Origin of the sequence: Bacillus sp. FSL K6-0255 (assembly GCF_045040725.1) — a bacterium.
Taxonomy (GTDB): Bacteria; Bacillota; Bacilli; order Bacillales; family Bacillaceae; genus Bacillus; species Bacillus subtilis.
In genome coordinates, this window is sequence record NZ_CP150278.1 from 2,003,124 (window position 1) to 2,028,404 (window position 25,281).

The 25,281-nt window shown below is 36.7% G+C and carries 29 protein-coding genes and 8 pseudogenes; 17 read left to right on the plus strand and 20 right to left on the minus strand.

Translation table 11 applies throughout. The annotated features are described in order from the left end of the window. Positions 1–104: 104 nt before the first annotated feature. From MHB62_RS09960 to MHB62_RS09985, 6 genes and pseudogenes are all read right to left on the minus strand, one after another. A complete protein-coding gene (locus tag MHB62_RS09960) occupies positions 105–587 on the minus strand; it encodes a DUF4944 domain-containing protein (RefSeq protein ID WP_015714060.1) in 483 nt (160 codons plus the stop codon). Between the two features lie 24 nt (positions 588–611). Continuing rightward, positions 612–735: pseudogene (locus MHB62_RS09965) on the minus strand (hypothetical protein). A gap of 58 nt (positions 736–793) precedes the next feature. Beyond that, positions 794–946, minus strand: a pseudogene (locus MHB62_RS09970) (YoaP domain-containing protein); the annotation flags it as partial. Further along, positions 941–1,176 (minus strand): annotated as a pseudogene (locus tag MHB62_RS09975) (hypothetical protein); the annotation flags it as partial. The pseudogenes MHB62_RS09970 and MHB62_RS09975, both read right to left, overlap by 6 nt. A gap of 104 nt (positions 1,177–1,280) precedes the next feature. Beyond that, complete coding sequence (locus MHB62_RS09980; RefSeq protein WP_015714062.1) at positions 1,281–1,778, minus strand: hypothetical protein; 498 nt, start codon at positions 1,776–1,778, stop codon at positions 1,281–1,283. 101 nt (positions 1,779–1,879) lie between these two features. Further along, positions 1,880–2,791: a VanW family protein gene (locus tag MHB62_RS09985; RefSeq protein ID WP_015714063.1), complete on the minus strand. Its 912-nt coding sequence runs from the start codon at positions 2,789–2,791 to the stop codon at positions 1,880–1,882. Positions 2,792–3,137: 346 nt separating this feature from the next. Here MHB62_RS09985 and MHB62_RS09990 point away from each other — a divergent pair, with 346 nt between their 5' ends. The 3 genes and pseudogenes from MHB62_RS09990 (at position 3,138) to MHB62_RS10000 (ending at position 4,782) form a co-directional block, all read left to right on the plus strand. Next, positions 3,138–3,620 (plus strand): DUF2975 domain-containing protein, encoded by a 483-nt coding sequence (locus MHB62_RS09990; RefSeq protein ID WP_015251949.1) that lies wholly within the window; start codon positions 3,138–3,140, stop codon positions 3,618–3,620. A gap of 9 nt (positions 3,621–3,629) precedes the next feature. Next, positions 3,630–3,882 (plus strand): annotated as a pseudogene (locus MHB62_RS09995) (helix-turn-helix domain-containing protein). Between the two features lie 105 nt (positions 3,883–3,987). Then, entirely contained in the window at positions 3,988–4,782 is a 795-nt protein-coding gene (locus tag MHB62_RS10000) for a DUF817 domain-containing protein (protein WP_032721992.1), read from the plus strand. A 123-nt stretch (positions 4,783–4,905) separates the two neighbouring features. On the opposite strand, the gene MHB62_RS10005 is transcribed toward MHB62_RS10000, so the two are convergent. Continuing rightward, positions 4,906–5,778 (minus strand): LysR family transcriptional regulator, encoded by an 873-nt coding sequence (locus MHB62_RS10005; RefSeq protein ID WP_004399248.1) that lies wholly within the window; start codon positions 5,776–5,778, stop codon positions 4,906–4,908. A 100-nt stretch (positions 5,779–5,878) separates the two neighbouring features. On the opposite strand from MHB62_RS10005, the gene MHB62_RS10010 reads away from it, so the two are divergent. Further along, complete coding sequence (locus MHB62_RS10010) at positions 5,879–6,757, plus strand: DMT family transporter (protein WP_004399570.1); 879 nt, start codon at positions 5,879–5,881, stop codon at positions 6,755–6,757. Between the two features lie 172 nt (positions 6,758–6,929). Here MHB62_RS10010 and MHB62_RS10015 read toward each other — a convergent pair whose 3' ends face one another. Both MHB62_RS10015 and MHB62_RS10020 read right to left on the minus strand, forming a co-directional pair. Then, a complete protein-coding gene (locus MHB62_RS10015) occupies positions 6,930–7,361 on the minus strand; it encodes a hypothetical protein (RefSeq protein WP_004399438.1) in 432 nt (143 codons plus the stop codon). Between the two features lie 263 nt (positions 7,362–7,624). Continuing rightward, on the minus strand, positions 7,625–8,257 hold the full coding sequence (locus MHB62_RS10020) for a type 1 glutamine amidotransferase family protein (RefSeq protein WP_003231388.1): 633 nt from the start codon (positions 8,255–8,257) through the stop codon (positions 7,625–7,627). A 225-nt stretch (positions 8,258–8,482) separates the two neighbouring features. On the opposite strand from MHB62_RS10020, the gene bla reads away from it, so the two are divergent. After that, positions 8,483–9,403, plus strand: coding sequence for a class A beta-lactamase (gene bla, locus MHB62_RS10025; RefSeq protein ID WP_032721994.1), 921 nt, complete (start codon positions 8,483–8,485; stop codon positions 9,401–9,403). A 262-nt stretch (positions 9,404–9,665) separates the two neighbouring features. On the opposite strand, the pseudogene MHB62_RS10030 reads toward bla, so the two are convergent. After that, a pseudogene (locus MHB62_RS10030) lies at positions 9,666–9,755 on the minus strand (SMI1/KNR4 family protein); the annotation flags it as partial. A gap of 107 nt (positions 9,756–9,862) precedes the next feature. After that, on the minus strand, positions 9,863–10,225 hold the full coding sequence (locus MHB62_RS10035; RefSeq protein WP_032721996.1) for a DUF3221 domain-containing protein: 363 nt from the start codon (positions 10,223–10,225) through the stop codon (positions 9,863–9,865). Positions 10,226–10,601: 376 nt separating this feature from the next. Here MHB62_RS10035 and MHB62_RS10040 point away from each other — a divergent pair, with 376 nt between their 5' ends. After that, positions 10,602–10,865: a hypothetical protein gene (locus MHB62_RS10040; protein ID WP_009967400.1), complete on the plus strand. Its 264-nt coding sequence runs from the start codon at positions 10,602–10,604 to the stop codon at positions 10,863–10,865. 376 nt (positions 10,866–11,241) lie between these two features. On the opposite strand, the gene ppsA is transcribed toward MHB62_RS10040, so the two are convergent. From ppsA to MHB62_RS10055, 3 genes are all read right to left on the minus strand, one after another. Then, positions 11,242–13,842 (minus strand): phosphoenolpyruvate synthase, encoded by a 2,601-nt coding sequence (gene ppsA / locus MHB62_RS10045; RefSeq protein WP_003231379.1) that lies wholly within the window; start codon positions 13,840–13,842, stop codon positions 11,242–11,244. A 669-nt stretch (positions 13,843–14,511) separates the two neighbouring features. Continuing rightward, positions 14,512–15,153 carry an endo-1,4-beta-xylanase XynA gene (gene xynA, locus MHB62_RS10050; protein ID WP_003231377.1) on the minus strand — a complete coding sequence of 214 codons (642 nt, stop codon included), beginning with the start codon at positions 15,151–15,153 and terminating at the stop codon, positions 14,512–14,514. 627 nt (positions 15,154–15,780) lie between these two features. Beyond that, complete coding sequence (locus MHB62_RS10055; protein WP_003231362.1) at positions 15,781–16,020, minus strand: TM2 domain-containing protein; 240 nt, start codon at positions 16,018–16,020, stop codon at positions 15,781–15,783. 170 nt (positions 16,021–16,190) lie between these two features. Between MHB62_RS10055 and MHB62_RS10060 the strand changes: the two genes are divergently transcribed. Next, on the plus strand, positions 16,191–16,529 hold the full coding sequence (locus MHB62_RS10060) for a helix-turn-helix domain-containing protein (protein ID WP_009967401.1): 339 nt from the start codon (positions 16,191–16,193) through the stop codon (positions 16,527–16,529). A gap of 33 nt (positions 16,530–16,562) precedes the next feature. On the opposite strand, the gene MHB62_RS10065 is transcribed toward MHB62_RS10060, so the two are convergent. After that, positions 16,563–16,919, minus strand: coding sequence for a hypothetical protein (locus MHB62_RS10065; protein WP_004399488.1), 357 nt, complete (start codon positions 16,917–16,919; stop codon positions 16,563–16,565). 46 nt (positions 16,920–16,965) lie between these two features. Here MHB62_RS10065 and MHB62_RS10070 point away from each other — a divergent pair. The 4 genes and pseudogenes from MHB62_RS10070 to MHB62_RS10085 all read left to right on the plus strand — a co-directional run. After that, positions 16,966–17,085: pseudogene (locus MHB62_RS10070) on the plus strand (SAR2788 family putative toxin); the annotation flags it as partial. Between the two features lie 29 nt (positions 17,086–17,114). After that, complete coding sequence (locus MHB62_RS10075) at positions 17,115–17,480, plus strand: hypothetical protein (protein WP_003231354.1); 366 nt, start codon at positions 17,115–17,117, stop codon at positions 17,478–17,480. Between the two features lie 221 nt (positions 17,481–17,701). Next, positions 17,702–18,361 carry an SOS response-associated peptidase gene (locus MHB62_RS10080; protein ID WP_004399318.1) on the plus strand — a complete coding sequence of 220 codons (660 nt, stop codon included), beginning with the start codon at positions 17,702–17,704 and terminating at the stop codon, positions 18,359–18,361. 69 nt (positions 18,362–18,430) lie between these two features. Further along, positions 18,431–18,523: pseudogene (locus tag MHB62_RS10085) on the plus strand (ATP-dependent DNA ligase); the annotation flags it as partial. Between the two features lie 92 nt (positions 18,524–18,615). On the opposite strand, the gene MHB62_RS10090 reads toward MHB62_RS10085, so the two are convergent. Both MHB62_RS10090 and MHB62_RS10095 read right to left on the minus strand, forming a co-directional pair. Then, positions 18,616–19,539: a hypothetical protein gene (locus MHB62_RS10090; RefSeq protein ID WP_003231350.1), complete on the minus strand. Its 924-nt coding sequence runs from the start codon at positions 19,537–19,539 to the stop codon at positions 18,616–18,618. 52 nt (positions 19,540–19,591) lie between these two features. Further along, the gene (locus tag MHB62_RS10095) at positions 19,592–19,765 is read right to left on the minus strand and encodes a hypothetical protein (protein WP_003231348.1); all 174 of its coding nucleotides are present in this window, start codon (positions 19,763–19,765) and stop codon (positions 19,592–19,594) included. Between the two features lie 144 nt (positions 19,766–19,909). On the opposite strand from MHB62_RS10095, the gene MHB62_RS10100 reads away from it, so the two are divergent. Beyond that, positions 19,910–20,134, plus strand: coding sequence for a hypothetical protein (locus MHB62_RS10100; RefSeq protein WP_009967407.1), 225 nt, complete (start codon positions 19,910–19,912; stop codon positions 20,132–20,134). A 3-nt stretch (positions 20,135–20,137) separates the two neighbouring features. Here the strand turns inward: MHB62_RS10100 and MHB62_RS10105 are convergent, their stop codons facing one another. Then, positions 20,138–20,593 (minus strand): hypothetical protein, encoded by a 456-nt coding sequence (locus tag MHB62_RS10105; RefSeq protein WP_003231345.1) that lies wholly within the window; start codon positions 20,591–20,593, stop codon positions 20,138–20,140. Positions 20,594–20,717: 124 nt separating this feature from the next. Between MHB62_RS10105 and MHB62_RS10110 the strand changes: the two genes are divergently transcribed. From MHB62_RS10110 to phrK, 4 genes are all read left to right on the plus strand, one after another. Continuing rightward, a complete protein-coding gene (locus MHB62_RS10110; RefSeq protein ID WP_010886526.1) occupies positions 20,718–20,978 on the plus strand; it encodes a hypothetical protein in 261 nt (86 codons plus the stop codon). A 777-nt stretch (positions 20,979–21,755) separates the two neighbouring features. After that, positions 21,756–21,896 carry a phage holin gene (locus MHB62_RS10115; RefSeq protein WP_003231343.1) on the plus strand — a complete coding sequence of 47 codons (141 nt, stop codon included), beginning with the start codon at positions 21,756–21,758 and terminating at the stop codon, positions 21,894–21,896. 154 nt (positions 21,897–22,050) lie between these two features. Further along, the gene (gene rapK / locus MHB62_RS10120) at positions 22,051–23,166 is read left to right on the plus strand and encodes a response regulator aspartate phosphatase RapK (RefSeq protein WP_003231340.1); all 1,116 of its coding nucleotides are present in this window, start codon (positions 22,051–22,053) and stop codon (positions 23,164–23,166) included. Further along, positions 23,163–23,285 (plus strand): phosphatase RapK inhibitor PhrK, encoded by a 123-nt coding sequence (gene phrK, locus MHB62_RS10125; protein ID WP_004399440.1) that lies wholly within the window; start codon positions 23,163–23,165, stop codon positions 23,283–23,285. The genes rapK and phrK overlap by 4 nt, the downstream gene beginning before the upstream one ends. Before the next feature lie 54 nt (positions 23,286–23,339). Here the strand turns inward: phrK and MHB62_RS10130 are convergent. Both MHB62_RS10130 and MHB62_RS10135 read right to left on the minus strand, forming a co-directional pair. Beyond that, a pseudogene (locus tag MHB62_RS10130) lies at positions 23,340–24,448 on the minus strand (Y-family DNA polymerase). Further along, entirely contained in the window at positions 24,441–24,734 is a 294-nt protein-coding gene (locus MHB62_RS10135; RefSeq protein WP_003231333.1) for a YolD-like family protein, read from the minus strand. The pseudogene MHB62_RS10130 and the gene MHB62_RS10135 overlap by 8 nt, the downstream one beginning before the upstream one ends. Before the next feature lie 208 nt (positions 24,735–24,942). Between MHB62_RS10135 and MHB62_RS10140 the strand changes: the two genes are divergently transcribed. Further along, positions 24,943–25,278, plus strand: coding sequence for a hypothetical protein (locus tag MHB62_RS10140; protein WP_009967409.1), 336 nt, complete (start codon positions 24,943–24,945; stop codon positions 25,276–25,278). The last annotated feature ends 3 nt before the right edge of the window (positions 25,279–25,281 follow it).

Sequence of the window (25,281 nt, forward strand, 5' to 3'; positions counted from 1 at the left end):
GAACAAGATTTTATTTCAGCCTATGCAGAATCTTAGATTGCTGTGCCTAGGAATCCGCAAATAAAAAAGTGACCACCAATGTGATCACAAATATATCAAATAAGCTATTTTTTATACCATGGCTTCTTATGTAATTTGATTTCTTCTGTCTGTTTTTTCTGGCCTGTCTTCCACTCCACTTTCACTAATACATCATGTCCTATCACTTCATCTTCAGGCATATAATCAAAGGTGGCAATATGGTCCTCCATGCGTCCCCCACCTGGCATTTCATCACCTGTGTATTCTGACAAATCATAATTTTCCCTGTCATCATACATTTTACCATCTATGTATAAGGTGATTTTTTCTATGACAGTCCTCTTTTCGTCCTTCTTGCTCCCCTGCCAATATAGATTTAGAAAATAATTAGGTCCAATTGAAGTTTTGTCTGATTTTTCAAGGTTAGACATCCACAGTCCGCTTTTCCCGCTGCCCTCATATTTCACTTTGTTTCCTGATACCATTACAAATAATGTGATGATGCAGATGATCAAGAATCCAGCAATGATCAATAGCCATTTCTTAATATTGTTCTTTTTTCTCATGCTTTTCCCCACTTCCCTAACTCGTTAGTAGGAAAATATGATCAAAATGTTACTGAAAAGAAAATAAAAGAGCTAATGATCTAACAGATGACTGTCTAAACTTTTGACTTAAATTAAAGCGCTCTCTAAAGACAAGATTAAAACGTATAACAGCTCTTTTGTTTCACTGAGTCAAGAACCTTAAAATGGCTTTTTATTATTAAAAATCAAGCTAGTGTATTAAGTAACTTTTCAAATTTATTTATACTCATGATCTCGTGAGTCACAAATCTCCCATCAAAAAAAACGCTAAAAGTTGTCCAAATAGCTGGTGACTTTTGTTCCTCTTTCGATGATAACTGAATTGACTGAAATTGAACTGTGAAAATTTCGAAATTAAAGATTTTTAATAACGAAACGGGCTGCACTTGTTTAGGTGTCACTGTCATTATCAGTAAAATATTACGCTGAAATGCGCAGTCAGTCACAAAGTCTCTATTCGTATTCCATAAAGACTTTGTGATCATCGAGAAAACATTTCACTCCCATCGGATAAGTGTATCCAAAAAGCCTCCTCTGGTTCTTCTCTATAGTCATAAATCACAGTCACTTTGACATTTGACTCAGCTATGATTGGTTTTCCAACAATATTTTTCGTTTTTTCCTCAGGCAAAGTAAGAGATCGAATCATCAAAGCCATTCCATCTTTACCGTCTAATTAACGCCATCTTCAGTGAATTTAAAGGTCTGTTTTAAATTGCGTCCTTCTTGCCCCTTCTGTGTCCAAATAATGACAACCTCTAATTCAGAGGCCTTATCTGCCAGCATAAAATGATTGAACTTCAGCGGTGAGCCATCATTTAAACTTTCAGCTAACATTTTAGAATCTTCTTTTGGTTTGACACAATTTTCATCGGGACATCCAAAAAGTGAAAACCTTGTGATTGAATCAGGGTCATTTCTATACAATTGCACATCCACTGTAGCTGCTTTTTCCCCTATATTTTTGACTTCCAAGGAATATACTTGATATTCTCCTTTTTGAGGTCTCGCAAATTCCTTTACATTTTTTGCTTCACTTACTTTTACTGACCACTGGTCTGTTTTTTGTGTAATAGGCAACACCGTAAAAGTCAGGGCATGCGCTTTTGATTGGCAAAACGTAAATCCAACTGCTGTAAAAACAATTACAGAAAATAATACCCTTTTCACTTCATTTATCCCTCCTTCCTTTCACTGGCTGCTCCTTAAAGAATTGATTTTGAGCAATCTACAAGCTCTCTTAACCAAAACCTTACCTGAGGTTTTGTCTTTTACTGCTCTGCATTTATTTCTTTCGGTATCCGAGATGGAGCCTTGGGGATTTTTCTCAATTTGCTGTTTATCACATCAGAAGAGTATAGCGTAATAATCATACTTCCCCCATACCTTTTTGCCCGAATTAAGATTGGTTGGTTATATTGGTTTTGAAAGCGAAAGTCAGGACCTCCCCAGCTTACCGTCGCATCCCGTCCGGGCGGTACATATGGTACACTTCTAGTATGAGAATAGCGCTGAACGATCTGCAGTCCTGCACGATCAACGGCATTAAATAGAGTTGAGGACACCTGACAAATTCCTCCTCCTACACCTTCAGACAACTCCCCTTTTACAATAATGGGTGCACTTTTATATCCTTTGTTCCGAGTTCTCATTCCCACAACTTGGTTAAACGAAAACGTCTCATTAGGGAAAACAACGTGATTGTCGATTGCTTTTGCAGAAAGAGAAATATTGTGTGAACGGCTTTTATTGCTTGAGTTAAAATACGTCACGTACTGACCAAGCTGCTGCGTACTGATGTGAGCTAGCAGCTCGCTGTCAACTTTCGGATAAATGTTCATTTCCGGCACTTCTATCTTGGAGGGACCTTGCCCATAAAAATACGCATAAAACTTTTCCATAAACGCCTGTTGATACAGTTTGTAGCCAACCCTGCCCGGGACGATGCTTCCATGATCGTTAAGGACAGCATTTATCGGCTCACGGTACACTTTCTGATCAAGCTGTTTGATGAATTTACTGTATTTTTCATAGTCAACCATTGGAGTGCCGGGAAGAGGCATTGTAAAGTCTTCACGGTTAACAGTGGCAATCGTCCGTCCTTGCTGTGTGACCGTTAAACTGTCCTGCGGCTCACTCGGCTGAGCCAATAAAAAAAGACCAGTGATCAAAATTTGTATCATAAGTCGGTTTACCTCCCGATCATTAGTATGAACAGCCGCTTATCCTTTGATGTATTTCTTCCCATCGTTTGTTTGAATCTTTAGACGTTGATAAAAACCTTCATAAAAGAGCTTAGCTTTATGTTCACACCGATCCCTGAGCTCACTGAGGCAAACGGTTCATTCAGTCGGCAAGTTTGAAGTAGTTCAGCATCTCCCAGTGATGAGGGATGCTTTTTTGTCTTGTCAAAAATGAAAAGGGTCTCCTATAACAACAACAAATCAATCCATATCAATATTTTTTTATTGAGAAACGATAAATTTTTTGTTACATTCAATTAGACAACAAATAAATGAGGTGCTTGTTATGAATCGAATGTCGACAATTTTTTTAAAGATAGCTTTGGTTCTTATTGGAATTCCAATTCTTGCTTTATGCATTTTTTTAGTGCCTAAGATAGCCAACTATTCAGCAGAATTATTTCCAAATATCGCTTATATAAAATATCTCGTTTTCATCTATTTGTATGTAACGGCGATACCTTTTTACTTTGCTCTTTATCAAGCGTTCAAACTTTTAAGCTATATTGACAAAAACAAAGCTTTCTCGGGTTTGTCTGTAAGAGCTTTGAAGAATATAAAATACTGCGCAGTCACTATCAGTATCTTTTACGCAGCAGGCATGCCTGTCTTTTATCTGATGGCCGAGATAGACGACGCCCCGGGTATCATTGTGATCGGATTGGTTATTATTTTTGCTTCAATGGTGATTGCGGTCTTTGCTGCTGTTCTTCAAAAACTGTTAAAAGAAGCGATAGATATAAAATCAGAAAATGACTTAACGGTCTGAGGTGATGACATGGCGATTATTATCAACATTGATGTGATGCTTGCTAAGAGGAAAATGAGCGTAACAGAGCTTTCAGAGAGAGTTGGCATCACCATGGCTAATCTTTCGATATTGAAAAACGGAAAAGCAAAGGCTATTCGATTATCAACTTTAGAAGCGATTTGCAAGGCTTTAGAATGTCAGCCCGGGGATATATTGGAATACCGAAGTGATGAAGACACACAGGATTCGTAAAAAATATGTAAGATCAACAGAAAAATAAAGTGATTGGCGGTGAGCTTATGGACATAAACTTATATCCATCTAGCTGCTATACTAAGCGTCCCTTCCATACACGAAGAACACAACTATGGAGGAGGCATACATCATGAGAGCAATAAAACAAATCGTTCTTTTTGGCTGGGAACAAGCCCTTTCATGTTTGTTTCCTGCCGTTATTTTTGCCTCTTTGGCTATTACGCAAATCATCCCACTGCCCTTCTTGCCGCGATATGACTGGCTGCTCATTATCTGCGTTCTCATGCAATTGTGGATGGTGCGTTCCGGTCTTGAAACACGGGATGAATTAAAAGTGATCACATTATTCCACCTTATTGGGCTTGCTCTGGAACTTTTTAAAGTCCATATGGGCTCCTGGTCTTATCCAGAAGAAGGATACTCCAAAATATTTGGAGTACCTTTGTATAGCGGCTTTATGTACGCAAGTGTAGCCAGTTATTTGTGCCAGGCATGGAGAAGGCTTAAGGTTGAACTGGTTAAGTGGCCGTCTTTTTTTGCAGTTGTTCCGCTTGCCGCAGCGATTTATTTGAATTTTTTCACCCACCATTTTTCTATAGACATTCGATGGTGGTTATCAGGGCTTGTCATCATTGTCTTTTGGCAAACATGGGTTACATACGAGGTGAATGGAGCTCGTTACCGTATGCCGCTCGCACTTTCTTTTATACTCATCGGATTTTTTATATGGATAGCGGAAAATATCGCTACGTTTTTTGGAGCTTGGAAATATCCAAACCAAATCGATACATGGAGTCTCGTACACCTTGGAAAGGTAAGTTCATGGCTCTTGCTAGTGATTGTTAGCTTTCTTATAGTAGCATCATTAAAACAAGTTAAGGAGCAGAGTCCCACAAAGGCAGAGATGGATGAATCTTTTTCTTAGCATACGCATACAAGCTCCCAAATAGAGTGAAAAGCAACGTTCAAATGGTTGCTTTTTTCTTTTATGTAACTCTGCCGGTGAGTATTCATCTTCTTCAAATTTCATCGCAACACGATAACTGATTCAGATTACAACTGCTTTCAACACTTTGACAAACTCATGCGCCGCCGGCGTTATCTCTTCAAATGAATGTGCGATGACGCCAATATCGCGTGTGACCCTAGGAAAGATGTCCTTTTTAATCAATTGATGCGGGACGGATGAAAGTGTAAAGTTTGAAATGATGCCGATACCCAAGTTATTTTTGACCATATTAATCAAGGTTTCGGCATTTTGCACAGTTAAGTTTTCCTTTAATTCGATGTTGTATTGCGAAAATGCGTTTGACATCGCGATTTCATGACCGCCTTTACAAAAAATGAGGTCATCTTGATATGTTTCAAGGTCGACATGCTTTTCAAGTTTTAATTCGTCACGCTGCGGCGGGATGACGGCCACCATATAGTCGTTACACAATAGCTGATTTTCAAACGGTTCAAATGGAGATGCTGCGATCCCGATATCAACCGTCCGATCTTCAACCCATCCTTTTATTTGGTCAGAGGTTCCTTCGATCAATTCTATGCGGATCAGCGGGTAGTTTGATCTGAATGCCGCAATCGCCTGTGGCATGATATTTGTTGAAACTGCAGGAAATGAACCAATTTTCACCTTCCCGTTTAACAGCTTGTTTTCCCGGTTGGCTACTTGATATATTTTGCTTTCAATTCCCTTCATTTGCCTCGCCAGCAGCAATATTTCTTTTCCGATGTCAGTCAGCATTAAACCATGATGTTTATCCCTGATCAATAATTTGAGCTGCAGTGAGCTCTCCAGGTTTTTTATCGCTTTACTTACCGCCGGCTGAGAGATGAACAATTCTTTTGCCGCTTCTGTAATATTTAATTTCTCCCCAACTTTTACAAATATGTGAAGATGGTTCATGTTCATAACCATTTGGTTATACCCCCAATAATAAAAATGTATTTCAGTTATACATAAATGTAACATATGATAGAAACCAGCACGATATTTTAACAAGAAAGGCGGCTTCATTATGGTAAAAGTTATGCTGGGAATCATATCTGTCACACTTATTTGGGGTTATACTTGGGTTGCGATGAAAGTAGGAATTCATGACATCCCCCCGCTTTTATTTTCGGGTTTGCGCCTGTTCATCGGAGCAGTTCCTTTATTTCTCATTCTCTTCATCCAAAGAAAAAAGCTTTCAATTCAAAAAGAACATCTCAAAAGCTATATCATCATGAGCCTGTTGATGGGGCTGGGCTATATGGGGATTTTGACGTATGGAATGCAGTTTGTCGATTCAGGGAAAACCTCTGTTTTGGTATATACAATGCCTATATTTGTTACGGTGATCAGCCATTTTTCATTAAACGAGAAAATGAATGTGTATAAAACGATGGGACTGGTCTGCGGCCTCTTCGGACTGTTATTTATATTTGGAAAGGAAATGCTCAATATCGATCAAAGCGCTTTATTTGGGGAGCTGTGCGTACTTGTGGCAGCGCTTAGCTGGGGAATCGCGAATGTGTTCAGCAAGCTACAATTCAAGCATATCGATATTATTCACATGAATGCCTGGCACCTTATGATGGGAGCCGTCATGTTATTGGTGTTTTCCTTTATATTTGAGGCGGTCCCTTCAGCCGAGTGGACATATCAGGCGGTGTGGTCATTGCTGTTTAATGGCTTGCTTTCCACCGGCTTTACCTTTGTCGTATGGTTTTGGGTGCTCAATCAAATCCAAGCGTCAAAAGCATCCATGGCATTAATGTTTGTTCCCGTATTGGCCCTATTCTTTGGATGGCTGCAATTGCACGAACAGATCACCATCAATATTATCCTCGGCGCACTGCTGATATGCTGCGGGATTTTTATGAATACATTTACATTTTCACGACGGAAAGTGTGAATGATATACATTTCCCCTGTCATTTGGGCTTCATGTGACAGGAGAAGACTATTACGAGAAAGTCTTCTAGAATCCTGACGACAGCCTATTAAACAATGAAAAAAGCTAATGTCTGCATGTAGACATTAGCTTGGCTGGCGTTTAGGCTGGTGAGAATCCAGATACTTTTTTATTACCATTCTGGCTGATCAAACTGAAAACCGTATAGACCTTTTACTTTAACATCTCCGCAATCTGGATCTTTTGTCAAAATCAAATAATGAGTCTTATAAGGCATCGTCTCAACTCGATCAGTTGCACTAAAATCAAAATGATCCCCCGAGAAGTTTTTTTCACTAACGGTTATTTCATATCCTGACAAAGTCATTCGCATGATTCTTGCGTTAATTGTACATCCTTCAGTATCGAAAATGGTGAATCTGTACCCAAAGTGAGATGTCCAATGGTTTGAATTTAGGTCATCAGACTTCATAAACCATTTTTCATTCTCTGTCATTGTAAAACTCACTTTCTCCTCATCTTTCACGATAACGGCCGAAGCTTCCCCTACATGGATAGTCAAAGCCAAAAGAAATGTAAAAGCTAACATCAACATCTTTTTCAAAAGAGTTCCTCCCGATATCTTTTACTTCAATATATTGGAAGGGTCTTTTCTGATCAAGACAGTCTTCTCCAAATGAATCTTTAGCACCATGAAATGAGCCTTAATAAGAACAGTTTTAACCCAAATCAAACTCTATTCGAAATAAGGCTTACCAATCTATATTCTTTTTAAAAGTTTCTGCATTTCTTTATTTAGCTCCTAGACACATATAAAAAATGCTCCTATAAGTTCAGGAGCACTACAAAAAACTGCTAAAGTGTTTTCTATCGATTTATTGTATTCATTAGCTCAAAGAAATATTCAGGCTTTTGAGTCTTATTTAGCTTATACCATGAACGCAATGTATCTGGTGCAAATACATCTAATTTTTTCAATACTTCTACCGCAAATTCCAGAGGAGCAATTCCTGATGCAGTAACCAAATTTTCATCAGATACTGCAGGCCCCTTTTCATAGAATGTTTCTCCTTTGTAATTAGGGCAGACCATATTCATATAGTCGAGGTCATTGCTTGTGTGCTTTCTCGAATTTAAGTATCCTTCATTCGCGAGGCCCAAGGTTGCCCCACAAATTGCAGCAATAGTCGTGCCGAGCTTTAAAGCGTCGCCAACTTTTTTCAAGATCGGCTGATGAATATCTTCTCCCCAAGTGTTTCCTCCGGGTAAAATGATAAGATCTTGACTCCCAAGAGTACATTCGTCAAGAGAAATATCTGGTTTTATGCTTAATCCTCCCAACGTAGTTATCATTTCTTTATTAACCCCTACTGTAACTACTTTTAAAGATGCTGCATCTTGTTTAAAGTATCTCCCTGAGTTTAGTTCCGCAATTAAATATCCATATTCCCAGTCTGACATTGTGTGAAATACGTAGAGATAAACTTTTCTCGTTTGCATCCAATAACACTCCAATCACAATTGATAAAGCTTTCTAATAGATGACTTTGCTGACAGTCATTGTCAGCTTTTTTGTTGATTCTATTCTTATGCCCTTGTTCTCCCAACTTATAAAAATATAAGATCAATTGATTCTATGTTTACTAGCGCAAAGGGGTTTGTTACACTAACTGTCATGGGAAACATTTCAAAGGTAATACAAAATCATTTGAATGAGGAGGCCTGATGAAGTTGAAAACTAAAGCGTCAATAAAATTCGGAATATGTGTTGGGCTTTTATGTTTAAGCATTACTGGTTTCACACCTTTTTTCAACTCAACACATGCCGAAGCAAAATCCATAGAAGACACAAACATGGCAAGCTGTATAACGAATAAAAAATTTGTTCAACTTGAGAAAAAATTTGATGCCAGGCTTGGTGTTTATGCAATTGATATAGGTTCAAACAAGACAATCGCCTATCGGCCGAATGAACGATTTGCTTACGCATCAACCTATAAAGTTCTAGCCGCAGCTGCTGTCCTGAAGAAAAACTCAATTGAAAAACTTAATGAAGTCATCCACTACAGCAAGGACGATCTTGTTACATATTCTCCAATCACAGAGAAACACCTAGATACAGGCATGAGCCTAAAAGAAATCTCGGAAGCGGCTATCCGTTACAGCGATAATACCGCTGGGAACATCTTGTTGCAACAGCTTGGCGGCCCTAAAGGTTTTGAAAAGTCACTGAAACAGATTGGGGATCATGTAACGAAAGCTAAACGATTCGAGACGGATCTAAACTCTGCGATTCCTGGTGATATTCGTGACACCAGCACCGCAAAAGCACTGGCAACCGATCTTAAAGCCTTCACTTTAGATAACACTCTCACGACTGACAAACGCATGATCTTAACCGATTGGATGCGAGGCAATGCTACTGGTGACGAACTGATTCGGGCAGGCACTCCAATAGGGTGGGAAGTCGGCGATAAATCCGGAGCCGGAAGTTACGGGACACGAAACGACATTGCTATCGTTTGGCCGCCAAACAGAGCTCCTATTGTTGTGGCAATTCTGTCAAACCGCTTTACGAAAGATGCTAATTATGATAATGCTCTTATCGCTGAGGCTGCAAAAGTCGTCCTTAACGATCTCAAATAAAGTGTTTAGCCTTTTGCCACAAAGGAAAAGACATTACTTTTTTAACTCCTACCGTTCATTTTTTGATGAACGGTTCTTTCATAAGACCTCTAGAATCATATATTTAAACACCACAAAATTAAACGTTATTATAATTAACGGCAAGTTTTCATTCTATGGAACAAGTAAAGTTTGACCTGACAAGAATTAAGATTAAGCACCCTAAAATCCATTTTCTTCTCCTTCAAGTAAACATACAATGCAGACAACTCTCTTAAGTCTCTTATTCTGTGACCAATTTGTAATACTCATTGATATTCGGACTCTCTTCCCAATATTTCGTCTCGTTCGAAGACACTAACATATCAAACCACTTGAATTAACATAACTGAACTTGATATTGGTCACTGGCAGTTTCAATGCAATAGAACAACATTTGTTGTCTCAGAGGTTATCTATATGAGAATTCAACAATTTTTTTTATAATAATTCATATTTTTGTATCGTTGCACTTGGTGGATTTGACTCTTTAAGTGTATGGAACCACACTTTTATTTTTTCACCTCTTTTGAGATCATCTGTGTTATCAATCTCACTTAATCCTACAATTACTATGTTATTTTTAAAATTGTTCATAAGTTGTCCTTCAGAAAAATCGTAATCTTCTTTTACTGGAGCTTTTGTATCGGTAATGAGAATTGCTCTTTCATTGTCTTTAAGCACGACATAGCCTACTAGGCTCTGCATCTTTGTTTCGTCACCGTTTTGTTCATTTTTATTGCAGCCTGCAAGGAAAATAATGAGCATAATGAGCACTATCAAGCTTACTCCGATTTTAGGCATCTTTCTTCCTCCTCTTTAAACTCATCTTTAAAATAAACAACAGGATATCACCCAACCCATCTACTTCTTTTTGCAATTCATAACAGCAGCATACTCATTCTCCAATTCCTCAACCTTCTTCTTATTCTTTCTCAAATATTTGCATGTGGTAGCCCTCGATATTATCCGCTTACTCATTTTTGCGCTTTCAAATATATTATTGAAGGCCGCTTCTTTCTGGATTCCAGCATAAATATACTTATCCTTACTGTCGTTTACTATCGCAACTTCCATTAAAATCGAGATTTTTACTTTTTTTATGATCCATTATTCACTTCCAAAATAACTTCCAATTACAACATAATATATGTATAAATTGTAAATGGAGTTGATGTAATTGAAGATTAGGAAAATCTTATTGAGTTCTGCTTTATCCTTTGGCATGCTAATATCCGCGGTTCCCGCATTGGCTGCTGGCACTTCGTCTGAGGTTGCAGTAAAAAATGAAGAATATGATTATGACACTATATACCGCATTAGTCCTCTGCCAATGGACTTCCAGCCAACAATAGAATACAACGGTTATACTTATACGCTTACACGTCATTATTTTGATTACTCAATCGGGTTTTACACGGCTATTTATACAAAAGTTGTTTAAACTTATAAAGGAGCTTTTTAGCTCCTTTTTCTCTTGTTTTAAGCAAGGTATTTCTTTCTATGTGGTCCCCTATCAAATACAACATCAACATTCTCCAGTTCTCTTTGACACGAACAAAATCTAAAGTTTGGTTTTAAATGCTGGTAATAAAAAATTCACTTTAAAGAAGTGCCGCCCGCAAAATACGACTTTTGTACACTACGCCAATTTTATATTGAAAAGCCAGACCTCCTCAAAGAGGTTCCAGCTTTTCTTAATGTGCTATCGATCTTCGTTAGTTCAACGGGAACTTTATCATTCGGTACAAATGCAGCCTCCCAACTTCTAGTTAGGGCTGATGGCGGAATATCTGACGGTTCTCTACACACATCAGACATTAGAAGATTTCAATGTAGCCTTCTGTACCATGAACGCGAATTCGTTGCCCATCTTTTATCAGCTTGGCAGCATTTTCAACGCCAACAACTGCAGGTAAGCCATATTCACGGGCTATAACAGCTCCATGGGTCATCAGCCCCCCAACTTCGGTGACTAGGCCTTTTATGGATACAAACAATGGTGTCCAGCTTGGATCGGTAAAGGAGGTAACTAATATATCTCCATCTTCTAAATCCGCATCTTCCATGTTTAAAATGACACGCGCTCGCCCCTCTATAACTCCGGAGGAAACAGGTAGACCTACAATCGCTCCGGCTGGGAGATTTTCTCGTTTATACTCACCTGTAACGATTTCACCATCAGACGTGATAACACGTGGTGGAGATAGTTTTTCATATAATGTGTACTCGTCTTTTCGTGTACTGATGATTTGATAATCCAGTTTATGTGTGCGCACGACTTCGTGAAGTTCTTCAAAAGTGAGATAGTATATATCTTCTTTTTCATGAATAACGCCCGCTTCTATGAGTTGTTCGGCTTCTTTCAGTAAAGCCTGCTTATAAACGAAGTATCGATTAACCATGCCGTATTTTGGATATTCCCTAAACCCGCTGAAATTCCGGATGATATCTATCGCTCGTTTTGTTTCTTTGGCTTTTTGTTCACCATCCGGTAATTGCTTCAATCGATCTAATAACTCTTGTTCTTTCTTCAAAGCTTCCTGTCGCCCTTGCTCAAATTTCCGATGGCCGACATTAGGCTCAAAATTTTTAATATTATTAAGAATCATTGGGACAAGTGTAGTTGGTTTTTCGCTCCATCGAGTTCTTGTGATATCAATCTCTCCGGTACATCGCATTCCGTATTTGCTGAGATAATCATAGATCGCGTCTCGGGTTTTGCTTCCGCCATCAAACTTAGCCAGTTCATCCAAAAAGTTATCATCTTTTACATGTTGTAAGTAATCAATTACCTCTGGATAAGGACGAATCACATCTGCGACGTCTAATAGCGCAAGACCCATTTCTGAAGTAATATTATGGGGTACAGATTGAGAAAGCGTATCTGCTGCGTTTTTTTCACCTAACCACTCGTTCATTTTTTCGTTAATCCATAATGAAGCATTCATAGCAGTTCGAATTAGAACCGAACTTTTTGGGTTAAATAAAATCTTCTTTAATTCCTGAATATCTTCCAGAATAAAACGAAATAAATCTGATCCTGATTTCGTTTGGATGTTTTGTTTTAACTCTTCTATCGATGTTTGACTGCTCTCAATCAAATCAGACACGATTGTCGGATCGTTTTCAACTTGAGCCGGCATATCTGCATTGCCTCTGCTGGGATTTGGTGCTGTTTTATCATTTGGTATCGACTTTATGAAATCTCGTCGCTTTATTATGGTCATAAGTGCGTCTTTTAAGAGCTGATCGTGCTGCCCCATGCCTTTTAAGAAAACTTCTCTGCTGTCAGGGGATGCCAGATGATGTGTGACATCAACAAATAGCCTTCCACCGGCTTTACGCATGGGTGCAACAGTCGTCAACAGAAAAAAAGACAATCCCAGTGGTTTTATGGGATCCGTCATCATTTGTTGATGACCAACAGAAATATAGACGTGATTTTCTTGGTCACTCGCTTCAGGGATGGGGAATAAAGTAGTGATTGGACGACTCTGTACAATATAAAAAGTATCGCGGGCCAAACACCATTCGATATCTTGCGGCTGGCCGAAATGAGCTTCGATCTGTCTTCCAATGCGTGCCAGCTGTAAAATTTGTTCATCAGTCAGTGTTTGAGCCTTTTGCTGATCAGAATCGATCTGCTGTGTTTCTGTTCCGCCTTCTTTTCGTCCGTAGATAGCCATTTTTTTAGTTGCTATTCTCTTATCGATGATTTGCCCATCCTGTACTTTAAAACAATCGGCAGATACCAAGCCAGAAACCAGTGCTTCACCAAGTCCAAAACCGGCATCGATGGATAACACCTTTCGGTTGGAGGTAATCGGATCAGCGGTAAATAAAATCCCCGAAGCCTGAGGGAAAACCATCCTTTGAACGATAACGGATAAATAGACTTGGCTGTGGTCAAATCCATTTTGCATACGGTAAATAACCGCGCGATCCGTAAATAGGGACGCCCAGCATTTACTGATATGCTGCAAGATTGCATCGACGCCGGTAATATTTAAATAGGTGTCTTGTTGACCGGCAAAAGAAGCATGTGGTAAATCCTCAGCAGTCGCACTAGAACGCACGGCATAGGCATGTTCCTCGCCAAACTGGGAGAGATATTGAGCCACTGCTTTCACAACATCGGAAGGAATGTCTACTTCCATAATGATTTGCCGAATCTTCCGGCTGATGTTACCAATCTGATCTCGGTCCTCAACTTTTAGCATGGTCAATTGATCCAACAACACTTGTAACGTTTCGTTTTGTTCGATGGCTTTTTGATATCCTACTGTTGTGACACAAAATCCTTCTGGTACTTGTATACCTTGAATTTTTGATAATTCCCCTAAATGTAACCCTTTTCCTCCAACGAGCGAAAGCTGTGTTTTTTCAATTTCATGTAAACCGAGAACCAAAGAACTCATTCTACATCTCCCCTTCAAAAAAAAATATTGACAAGAGCTTCCTAGCAGGATATAATAAAATTATAAGATGGATATCTATAACTTTTTAACTAGAAAGCGCACGTAGTGTGATTATATCACCGTGTCTGTTTTTGTGCAATATAAAAAGAACCTGGGAAATTTCACCAGGTTCTTTTCTTAATTTCCATAGCTAGTCGCATTAAAAAACTTGGTTTGAGCTGATTCAATCCTCTAAGGAAATCCTAAAGTTGGGTTCTTTTTGAACTTACTTGCTTTGTTCGTAGAGTCCCCATTCATAAATTGGACTTTTTGTTCTTAACAGTCCCACCTTTAACTAGTATAAAGTTATGAGGATCTGGTTAACTACTAGATATTTTTATTTTGAATAAGGCTTATGTTTGATAAAGAAGGGTTATGTAAAGGTGTCTGTTGTGAGCAAGCGCTGACTACAAAAAATTGATAGCATTCTCATTTAAATACCATTCTATTAACCTATAGGGAAAGTTTTAAAACCAGATGGAGAATACCCTACCTCCAGCAATTCCAAGGCCGTTCACCTAGTAGAAAACAACCTTTAACCATTACTAACGATTTTAATAATCATTGATTATAAAACTTCTCAAGGAACGATCAGCAGCCCGTTAGCTACCCCTGATTAAGGATGATCTGTTACCACACTGTTACGTTAGAACTTCCACTACTTTGATATCCTTCTGTCGCCATGACTTGGTAAGCCCAATTACTGCCCAGATTCATTCCATGGCTCTTCCATGCGTTCACATGATTGCTGAAAGTGATTGTAGCGTTGCTTCCGGTTGGTCTCTTCGACTGGCGAACACTCCAGTACTGCGTAAAAGTAGTGCGATCGCCATCAATGGAAGGTGCGTTATAACGTGTAGTTGTATATATGTCATATGTACCCCCATCACTTTTTACAGTACCTTTATACGTTCCAGTAGGTCTATAAGTACCCCATGAATCCACTACATAATATTCTATGAGAGGTGATCTCGTCCAACCATATAAAGTTAAATATCCATTGCCATTCGGCGCCCAAACTCCGGCATTATAGTTTATCGTCCTAAATGGCGAACCTGTAGTCCAACCTTTACCAACAACAAAATTTCCGGTATTAGACCAATTAACACTGTAATTCCCGCCAGACCCATTGACAGCGTTTACTATACCGCCCCCATCAGTCCAATTTTGCCAGTAGTCTGTGCTAGCTGCAGAGGCGGTTGCCGAAAACAAGCTAATACTCATTAAAGCTGCCGATAATCCAACTAAGAAATTCTTTTTAAACTTAAACATATGTTACCTCCTATAATATTTTTTCCGACTTTGAGGTAGCACTCGTATACATTTAAAACATTCTTAATTACTAACGCCAAAGCTTTTGATCGTCCCCTTCAGTATAATACCACGAATTCATGAGCAAATATTAAAAGTATTTGTAATTCAATTACAAATACCTAGAAACACATTATAAGTGGTCTTCTTCCACCATATCCTGATCCTTTTTTCGCAGGATCACAATTCTTGTTTCTAATTCAGATGGAGTAATATCTGCAATGAATTCCCATTGAACCATTTCAAATAAAGGAGATATACATTAGAGATTGTGAAATTATTGTAGCTGCCGCTTGTCTAATGAAGGGAAGCAAATTTATGAAGAATATGAAGAACTGAAGAAGAAAACAATTAAGGTTATACTAAGAAAGAACTGCTCAATTAGAATTATTGACCAAATTTGAGGATGATAGCTTAGATCAGTTTTACAAAGAAGTTGCAAGATTTTTATTTGAAAGGGCTCTGAAAAAGAAAAAAAAGAATTGACAATCAGGGTAACTGTGGGATGTAACCGAGCCTCCAATTCAAAATAAATATCTTTAACTTTCTTTTTTTATTTAAAGAGGGACTGTATATCCCTCTTTAAAATTAAGCTTTAGATTGCTGCTGAAAGTAATAAAAATTGTACTTTTGATCAAACCCTTCTTCGCTACCACAAAGAAAAATAATGAATTCAATAAATGCGATAATAGAGGGGATACCAGTCCAGCAAAACAAAATATATAGAATACCTTGTCCTACTCTTCCCAAATAAAACTTATGTATTCCCAGACCCCCGAAGAAAAATGCTAATAATGCCGCTACAATTTTGTTCTTCTTGCTTACCATGACTTCCTCCTAGTTCATTGCTACCATTTTTAAAGTAATGCTTTCACATTATAATGCATTTTCCGCCAGAAATCGTGAAAATTTTGAAATTCTTTTGAGATTTTTTATTTTATTGAGAAATGAAAGCTCATATAATTGAACTAGATGGTTTTGGGAGGCATTTATTCAAAATGTATTGCCAAAGATTACGGCAATTACGAAAGGCACACAAATTAACAATGGAACAGTTAGCTGAGAAAATTGGAATTGCAAAATCAAGTTACGGCGGGTATGAAGCTGAAAGCAAAAAACCACCATTGGACAAGTTGGTTATTTTAGCTAGACTATATGATGTTTCAGTTGATTACATACTTGGATTAACAGATGATCCTGATCCTAAAGTGGAAAGAAAAAATCTAAAAGAGTTTTTAGAAAAACCAGATATTCACTGGGATGGATATAAACTTACCCCTGAGATATTAGATCCTATACGGAAAATTTTGAAGTTGGTTACTGCAAACAACAATTAAAAAAGCCCTCATAAGGGCTTTTGCATAAAACAATTATTTCATTGAATTTTCTGGACTCATTTCAAGAAGTTTATTCATGATGATAGCTAAACTTTCACCAGCTTTTTGTAGCTTCTCACCTGCTTTTATCAGAGTAATTAAAGCACTTAAAAAGTCCACTAAGCTATTTTGATTTATTGCAACTGTTTCTTTATAAGCTTTGTAAGCTTCTTCAAACTGATCAAATTGCACACCTTTCATAGCAACAACAGCTAATTTATCTGAAATATTTCCATATGACTCTGTTAAACTAAAAAATCTTTTGACATTGATTAGTAAGGCAATGCACTTTAAATAATCGTGCCCCAGACCAATATGTAAATTGCCTGCAGCAAACAGCAAATCGTTCAAAACTGTGTACGGTTCACCATTCCTTGCAACTGTCTCAATCCCTTTGTATAAGTATAATAAAAAGACATCTGTGGAACGCTCAGGTAATAAGGACACTATAATAACTTACTTTAAGCCAAAACATCCAAATAAAAAGGCTGGTTATAATTATTATAAAAATCAATAGGAACTATAAATATATAAAGAGGGATTGCTATGCCAAAATTATATACATGTTTAATTTGCGGATATAAAGGATTAATTCAAAACCCATTAAACAATGATGGTGAGTATCAAAAAACATTTGATATCTGCCCTTGCTGTGATTTTGAATACGGCTACAGTGAAGATCATGACGTAAGCTTAGGTTTTATTGTAACTCCAGATTATTTAATTGACGCTGCAATTCAGTTATACCGAAAACAGTGGATTGAGAATGGAATGAAAACTGCAAATCCTGAAGATATTCCAGAAGAATTAAGAAACGGTGACTGCTTAAAATTCGAGGTGTTGTTAAAGCAATTGAATAGCCTAAATCTCGATACTGAAAACTTTGAAATCAAGGGATTTAATGGTTATTAAGCAGATCCAAGCCCCCATATGGGGGCGTTCTTATTATTGTACAGTCTATCAGAACTATTTATAGAAAAACTATTTAATGTATTGTATAAATATCACTGACCTTTTCTTTCTCCATTCAACTTCCTTAACCCTCAACTGTTTGCTGCTGCATCACATTCCTCCTTTTTGATTTTTGTGTATCAAGCCTGTACAATATTCAAAAACCCTAAAGGATGATGAACATGTGTGGCAAGTTCACTTTATTTTCTGAGTTTGATGACATCATTGAGCAATTCAACATAGATCAATTCTTACCTGAAGGTGAATATCACCCTAGCTATAATGTCGCTCCTTCACAAAACATCCTGACAATTATCAACGATGGATCTAATAACCGTCTGGGTAAACTTAGATGGGGTCTTATCCCTCCTTGTGCTAAAGACGAAAAGATCGGTTATAAAATGATTAATGCTCGTGCTGAAACATTGGCCGAGAAACCCAGCTTTCGAAAGCCGCTCGGAAGCAAACGTTGTATCATACCGGCTGACAGTTTTTATGAATGGAAACGCCTTGATCCAAAGACTAAGATTCCTATGCGGATTAAACTTAAATCGTCGAATCTCTTTGCTTTTGCCGGCTTATATGAAAAGTGGAACACGCTAGAAGGCAATCTGTTGTACACTTGCACAATCATCACAATAAAGCCTAGTGAGCTTATGGAAGACATTCATGATCGGATGCCAGTTATCCTAACTGATGAGAACAAAAAGGAATGGCTAAATCCTAAAAATACTGATCCTGATTATCTACAAAGCTTGTTGCTGCCTTATGATGCTGATGACATGGAAGCATATCAGGTATCTTCATTAGTGAATTCACCTGAGCTCATTGAATCCCATTAAGTACCACTGCCATATCGCTTTATATACCACCTCCTCTTAGCTAATATGTTCTAAGTAGGAGGTGGTATTTTGTTTGTATCTCCAATGCTATTGCATTCAATAAAAGAGCCTTTTGATGACGAGAGCTATATCACTGAGCTTAAATTATCAAGACTAAAATTAAAATAAGGGCTCATACATAGTTGATATATATAATATGTATTGAGACCTTTATTGAACAAACGCCCCGTTTGTTAAAGTGGAAATCTCTATAATTAATAGCCGACTTTTAAAAGTTCCAATCTAAAATTATCCTCTAAATCGGCTAGCTTCATTAACTTCTCCGATATACCTTTCCAATCTTTATTTACAGACATAGAATGACATATCCCAAACACCTTAGCCTGTTCAGTCTTCAACACTGATAAATGTGAATGCCTATCTTTAAAATACATTGCATAATCGTTGGCCCTTCTTGCACTTAATTGGAAAAGGAAGAATGTTGTATGCCTTATAGTATCAGCTGTAATAGGGGCATTTAATAATTGATCAGCATAAAAACAAATTGCTTCCCTTCCAATTAACCCTATATCCACTTTTTCGAATTTCCGATAAGTTCTCTTAAAATAATCAATTGCTCTCTCGTATATTTCGTTATTGTCTAATGTGACAACCTTTTTTGCTGTAGACCAATATTTATTGATTCCTTTCCTATACGGAATCCTTTCCGCCATCCAAGCCTTCTTAAATTGGTCCAGTGATAATGGAACAAATGGAAAGCCTGCTGGATCTTGCACATAAATATTTTCATTATCCATTTGGTACCCTAGAACATAATGGTCAGAACCATTTAAATTTTTATGATTCGGATGGTATGTTAGCTCCCCCATATCTAAAGGGCCTAGAATGACAGGGTTTTGTTTGATTTGCTGTTTTAATAACGGAAATGGGTCATCTAAGTCACTAGCTTGCTGATGTTCTTCTGCAGTAAATCCAAGGATGTTTAAAGCATAATTGATACCATCATCAGGATCTCTCATACTAAAATAAAGGTTTTTTTCATATTCTATCATGGCACCTAACCCAACACCAGTTAATATCTCTACAAGTTGAGGAGATACATTTTCTCCTATTGATGAAAGAAACATTGCAGTTGAATTTGAATAACAGTAATGGCCATTTCCTATATACACTAACATCACCTCCGGGTAGATAAGTTAACCTTACAATTTTGAAAATTGAAAATCCATATTAAATTGCTCCGTTCTCGTATTCATCATCTGGATCATTTTTATCAACAATAATGATCTTCTCGCCAATCTCCGTTTTACGATCGACCTCTACGTATTCGCGCTTGATGCTGCTAAGTGTTTCGTCAGCCAGTACGTGAATCATTACAGTTGAGTTCGCTTTAATTTCCGTCATTTACTGCACCCTTTATATTTTTTTTATGTTTTTTCAATTCTTTTTAGATTTTCATATTGGATTTCACTCTTTTAATTATAGAGGCGTGTCATACACATGCCATCTAAGAGAGATAGGACAATTTTGTCTTGGAGGTGAAAGCTAATGAATTTTCTTCTTGATCTTTTTACAAATTGGACTTTTGATAAAGTCCTGGATTATACACTAGCTGCTGTAATTTGGTCTGTATTTAAATCCAGATCAAAGCAGAATAAGTATCCAGGCTATTTCGAGAAAATACGCCGCTATAGAAATTTACATCCCCTTCTGCGATCGTTATCGATGCGTGTACTTTTATCGATAACGATCCATCCTTATATGTTTAGTTAAAAACTATCTTTTATTTAGACTTAATGGGATAAAATCTTCATTGTAAAACTCTTCCCACTCAGCAATTAAGTTTCTATAATAGTTTTGGTTAGAGTCGGTTGGCATAGATTCAATATTGTCAAAACCATTAATACCGACATCTAATTCTACTGTCACTAATCCTTGGTAAAACTTCTTATAATTCTTTTTAATTACTTTGAAAAATTCAACATCAAAGAAGTCTTCATATTCAGTTGCTCCACTCCAAGAATCATAAGAGGACTTAACACGATAATTAAAAAGAACCAAAACTAACTCATCTTTCACATCTTTTGATATTTGCTCCATTAATTGATTTAGTCCTTCACTGGCATTAAAATCTACAATGCTTAATCGGAAGTCAATCCAAGTAACAGCTTCATCTTTTAACCTTCCTTCTCCGTCTTCATTCACTTCAATTAATACATATCTGTCAGCCATAATTCCCTCCTAATTTATTTGTTTAAAATCACGATTTTAACTATTTATGATCCATTAGTCACTTCCAAAGCAACTTCCATTTAACTCATAATTAATATATAAAATGTAAATGGAGTTGATATATTTGAACCTTCGAAAAATTTTATTGAGTTCTGCTTTATCATTAGGTATGCTGGTATCTGCTGCTCCTGTCTTGGCAACAAGTTCTTCGTCTGAAGTGATAGTAAAAAGTGATGAATATGATTATGACACCATATATCAGCTTAGCCCCCTACCAAACTTCAAGCCTTCTATTGAATACAATGGATATACTTATACTCTCACACGTTATTATTTCGATTACTCAATTCAGTTTTATACGGCTATTTATACAAAAGTTGTTTAAACTTATAGGGAGCTTTTTTAGCTCCTTTTTCACCTTTTTAAGCAAGATATTTCTTTCTATGCGGTCTTTTATGTATGAAATCAAACGCTTTCCCTAATTCCTTCTCTTCTGTTACCGCTGAGTCCATATCTTATATTGCATCTAAGGTTTAGTCAGTCGAGATCATTGAATATATAGTACTTTACTCAGAACATTTTGCTTATTAAGGACATAATAAGTGTTCGTATTAATTTTTCCTGTTACGATAACGATCAAAAACAAAATAATTTATCTCATTTTAAGACAGAAGTTATTCTGCTTTTTCAAAAAAATATTCTTGATTTTCCCTTTTTTAGATGCATCCATAAAGCATTCGATCATAACCATTATATGTAACTGAAATGCAGGTATAAGAGTTATTATATAGGGATTACACTACCATTATCTGGGGGTGTATTAACATCCAAATACTCAAAAGCAAGAACAAATGTACCCATAGCACTTCCATTTCCACACCCTATCCAAATTTTCATTTTCCTAATTCCACATCAAAATCACCCTTTTTCACATCGTAATCACTATCGTAAAAGCCTATAGTATCAACGTTTTTCCTTCTTAAAATTTTCTTTTTTTATAAATATCTTCCCAAAACAACCACTTTCCCCTACTCCCGCTTATGTTTTACGATCGTTTACCCCCTATTTACTAATTAAAGTATCAAAAATTCTTATGTTTACTGTCTTTTTAGCTCATTATAAATTTTTACGATAAGCAATTGCCTTTGCTTTTGGATATGACTTGACTGTATTTGGTGACGATTTAACAGAGAAATTTAATGCTCTTCTGACTTTTTTAACTGCATTGGGCATTATTGTTGATCCAACAACTCAAGGTATTTCTGATAGTGAACAAGCAATGGATTATGATTCACCGAGATAAACCCCATACCCTTCTCTTGATTGAGGAGGGTATTTTTTTCGTTTTTTCAAATGAAAAAATTGCAGAAAACTTTACATCCTTTTACAATTTTTTCAATGACTATGTTATGATTGTTTTCGAGAGATTTTTGAAATTTTCAGAAAGAGGGGTTTAAATGAGTAAGATCGCTTCTGAAGTTGTCGCTACTACACTGAATGACTGGTACATTGCTATAAAAAAACAAAAGGTTGATGAATCAATAAAATATTATTCAGAGATAAAGAAACTTTTTGATGAAATGGAAGAAGATCAAGAAGTTCTTGCGTATTATAGTCTATTAGAAGAAAGACATAAAATGTTGCTGCATTCTTCACGAGGAGAGCCTTTACAAAAGCACACCTATTTTACTGAAGACAATCAAAACTTCATAACAAAAACAAATGATAAATTAGAATACAACTTTTATTTATTTGAAGCAATGTACGAGGCATACAACAAAAACTATGATCGAGCAATTAACCTATATGGATTAGCTGAGAAAAAGCTTGCAGAAATTCCAGATGAAATTGAAGCAGCTGAATTTTACTCTAAAGTCTCTTACTTATATACTCTTGTTAAACAAAGCATTGTGGCACAACATTATATAAAAAATGCAATTTCAATATATAAGCGACACCCTGATTATAAATGCAAACTAGCTACATCAACAATGATTGCAGCTGCAAACTATGCTGATATGAAACGATTTGAGGAAGCAGAACAATATTACTTAGAAGCAATTGATATTGCAAAAGAAACAAAAGATGAATTTTTAAAAGCTCAATTATTTCACAATCTTAGTATCGTTTATTCTGATTGGAACAAACCTGATAAATGCATTGAATCTCTTGAAAAAGCAATAGGAAATGAATCTTGGTTACATTCGATTTATTATATAAATTCTTTATTCATGATGATTAAAGAACTCTTTAAAATTGACGAAAAAATGAAAGCCATTAATTTTTACAATAAAGCACAGGAAAGACTCATATTAATGGAGAATAAAGTATACGAAGCCAAAATCAGCATCCTGTATAACCTTTATTGTGGGGAATTAAAAAATAATTTCAATAATTGTATTAGTAATATTGAGTTTTTAAAACAGCAAAATGAACTTGAAAGTGTAGATGAATTGTCCTACATAGCTGCAAAAAGGTTTGAATCAATAGGTGCTTTTGAAGAAGCAACGAGCTTTTTCAATGCGAAAATTTGGGCTGAACAGAAAATGAATCAGGTGGAGGGAATCTTATGAAAAAACTTGTGCTTTGCGTATCTATTTTAGCTGTGATTTTAAGTGGAGTAGCTTTAACGCAATTGAGTACAGATTCACCATCTAACATCCAGGTAGCTGAAAGGCCAGTCGGAGGTTAAAAAAGGTTGATTAATTAATTTAGCCCTACTCAAACATTTGAGTGGGCTTTTATTTTATGATTTATGTCCACCGGTCAGCCCTGCTCTGTGGAGCGCAGTACCTGCAAACGTAACTGAGATACTTCTCACTGTTTTTTGCCCGAGTAAAACTTATTAAAGAACATCAAGCAACACTTATAAATATCCATCGTGATATTTGTGGGAAAATCAATTGTTTTGGATCGATGAAAACCACCGCCAAGCTCATCTTTACTGTATCCAATTCCTAGACTTATTGTTCGACCAACTTTATTATATGTACGTGCCCTTCTTGCGACTTCCTCACAAATCTCCAAGAGCACAGCTTTAATCTCTTCTCTCTTTGTATAATCCCTAAACAAAATCTGACTCTTACCAAAACTAATCTGCCCCTGCATCAATGGAGCTCCTATTTCAGATAAATCAATTCCGTGAGCATGATAGTACAACTGGTTTCCCATTATTCCGAACTTCTTTTCAAGCAGCTCTAAAGGAAATTTAGCTAACTGACCTACAGTTGATATACCCATTCGATTCAGATTTCTTTCCATCCTCCCTCCTATCCCCCACATTTTAGACAAAGGTCGAACTTTCCAGAGTCTATTTGGCACATCTTCATATCTCCAACGTGCAATACCACTCTTTGTTTTCTTACTCTCCAGGTCAAGTGCAAGCTTACTAAGCAACATATTGTCACCAATTCCAACTGTGCACATCAAACCAAATTCTCTCCACATGCTGCTTTGGATTGCTTTGGCCATTTCTTCAGGATTCTCTTTTCCTGCATCTAAAAAAGATTAATCAATTGAATACGTGTGGACACATTTTTCAGGAACAAATCTGTAAAACAGCTTTGTAATCTCAGTTGAAACTCTGATGAAAAGCTTCATTTGTGGATTTACAATGTATATTCTTGGATCTTCAGGTATCTCAAATAGTCTCGATCCTGTTTTGATTCCAAAATCTTTTTTAAGTGCAGGAGATGCAGCTAACACTACACTTCCCTGTCTATCCGTATTCCCTACAACGGCAAGATAACATGTTAAAGGATTAAGCCCCATTGCTACAGCCGATACAGAAGCATAAAAGGATTTCATATCGACACAGAGTATATTCTCACGTGGAAATTGTGAGTAATCAGTCATTGTATATAACTCTTATGATGTTATTCATGTTGATATAAACTGTATTGTCGTTCTGGTCTTTTACGTGAAGCTTTTGTTGTTCAAAATTAATGTAATGTACTCTGCCGGTAACATTTTCAACAAATCCCTTGTTAAAGAGTTTGAATTTCAACTCTTTATTAAATTCCAATGCCTCAGAAACGAGAATATCCATCTCATCAATTTGTTTGTCATCTAAAGATGGCTTTTCAACTTTTGATCCATCAATCAAATCTTGTTTAAGCTGTATTAATTGTTCTAGCATCATTGATGTCCATTGATAGTTCCTCGATCCCTAAACATATCGACTCACTCCTTGATTGATCTAATATCAACAGAACAAACGTTCCTTATTCAATATAGATCAGAACAAAAGTTCGATGTAAATGTTGGTAATAAAATATAAAGGTCAATAATGATATCCGTAGTATTAATAAAGGAGAGATTCTTTTCGACGAGGGAGAGTGTGATGGTGAATGAAGAAGAGGTTAATTGGATTTTTGGTCTTAGTTCCTGCTTTGATTATGTGGGGTATAACTTTAATCGAATCAAACAAAAAGACCCCTGTAGAAGTTTTAGAAAGTGCTTGGGATGAATTTGGGTTATTTAGTTTTGAAATTGGAATAACAGATCCGGCAATTACAATAGGCATGGATCAAACCAAAAGTGAAGCAAAACTCCGTGAATATTTAAAAGATAATCTGTCTAGAGAAGCCAAGGAAAAATATAAGATTTATATATTCAAGGATGATACTGATAAGCTGGAGAAAGAGCATCAAGAATATTTGAAAGAAAATAATCTCAATAAGTAAAAC

Coding starts and splice junctions, on each gene's coding strand:
- MHB62_RS10035 (WP_032721996.1), bottom strand. CDS start 10,225: ATGCCTAAAATCGGAGTAAGCTTGATAGTGCTCATTATGCTCATTATT.
- xynA (WP_003231377.1), bottom strand. CDS start 15,153: ATGTTTAAGTTTAAAAAGAATTTCTTAGTTGGATTATCGGCAGCTTTA.
- MHB62_RS10140 (WP_009967409.1), top strand. CDS start 24,943: ATGAAGAAGAGGTTAATTGGATTTTTGGTCTTAGTTCCTGCTTTGATT.
- MHB62_RS09985 (WP_015714063.1), bottom strand. CDS start 2,791: ATGATACAAATTTTGATCACTGGTCTTTTTTTATTGGCTCAGCCGAGT.
- MHB62_RS10060 (WP_009967401.1), top strand. CDS start 16,191: ATGTATTGCCAAAGATTACGGCAATTACGAAAGGCACACAAATTAACA.
- ppsA (WP_003231379.1), bottom strand. CDS start 13,842: ATGAGTTCTTTGGTTCTCGGTTTACATGAAATTGAAAAAACACAGCTT.
- MHB62_RS10135 (WP_003231333.1), bottom strand. CDS start 24,734: ATGATGCTAGAACAATTAATACAGCTTAAACAAGATTTGATTGATGGA.
- MHB62_RS10010 (WP_004399570.1), top strand. CDS start 5,879: ATGGTAAAAGTTATGCTGGGAATCATATCTGTCACACTTATTTGGGGT.
- MHB62_RS10100 (WP_009967407.1), top strand. CDS start 19,910: ATGAATTTTCTTCTTGATCTTTTTACAAATTGGACTTTTGATAAAGTC.
- MHB62_RS09960 (WP_015714060.1), bottom strand. CDS start 587: ATGAGAAAAAAGAACAATATTAAGAAATGGCTATTGATCATTGCTGGA.
- MHB62_RS10090 (WP_003231350.1), bottom strand. CDS start 19,539: ATGTTAGTGTATATAGGAAATGGCCATTACTGTTATTCAAATTCAACT.
- rapK (WP_003231340.1), top strand. CDS start 22,051: ATGAGTAAGATCGCTTCTGAAGTTGTCGCTACTACACTGAATGACTGG.
- bla (WP_032721994.1), top strand. CDS start 8,483: ATGAAGTTGAAAACTAAAGCGTCAATAAAATTCGGAATATGTGTTGGG.
- MHB62_RS10075 (WP_003231354.1), top strand. CDS start 17,115: ATGCCAAAATTATATACATGTTTAATTTGCGGATATAAAGGATTAATT.
- MHB62_RS10020 (WP_003231388.1), bottom strand. CDS start 8,257: ATGCAAACGAGAAAAGTTTATCTCTACGTATTTCACACAATGTCAGAC.
- phrK (WP_004399440.1), top strand. CDS start 23,163: ATGAAAAAACTTGTGCTTTGCGTATCTATTTTAGCTGTGATTTTAAGT.
- MHB62_RS10055 (WP_003231362.1), bottom strand. CDS start 16,020: ATGGTAAGCAAGAAGAACAAAATTGTAGCGGCATTATTAGCATTTTTC.
- MHB62_RS10080 (WP_004399318.1), top strand. CDS start 17,702: ATGTGTGGCAAGTTCACTTTATTTTCTGAGTTTGATGACATCATTGAG.
- MHB62_RS09990 (WP_015251949.1), top strand. CDS start 3,138: ATGAATCGAATGTCGACAATTTTTTTAAAGATAGCTTTGGTTCTTATT.
- MHB62_RS10005 (WP_004399248.1), bottom strand. CDS start 5,778: ATGGTTATGAACATGAACCATCTTCACATATTTGTAAAAGTTGGGGAG.
- MHB62_RS10105 (WP_003231345.1), bottom strand. CDS start 20,593: ATGGCTGACAGATATGTATTAATTGAAGTGAATGAAGACGGAGAAGGA.
- MHB62_RS10000 (WP_032721992.1), top strand. CDS start 3,988: ATGAGAGCAATAAAACAAATCGTTCTTTTTGGCTGGGAACAAGCCCTT.
- MHB62_RS10095 (WP_003231348.1), bottom strand. CDS start 19,765: ATGACGGAAATTAAAGCGAACTCAACTGTAATGATTCACGTACTGGCT.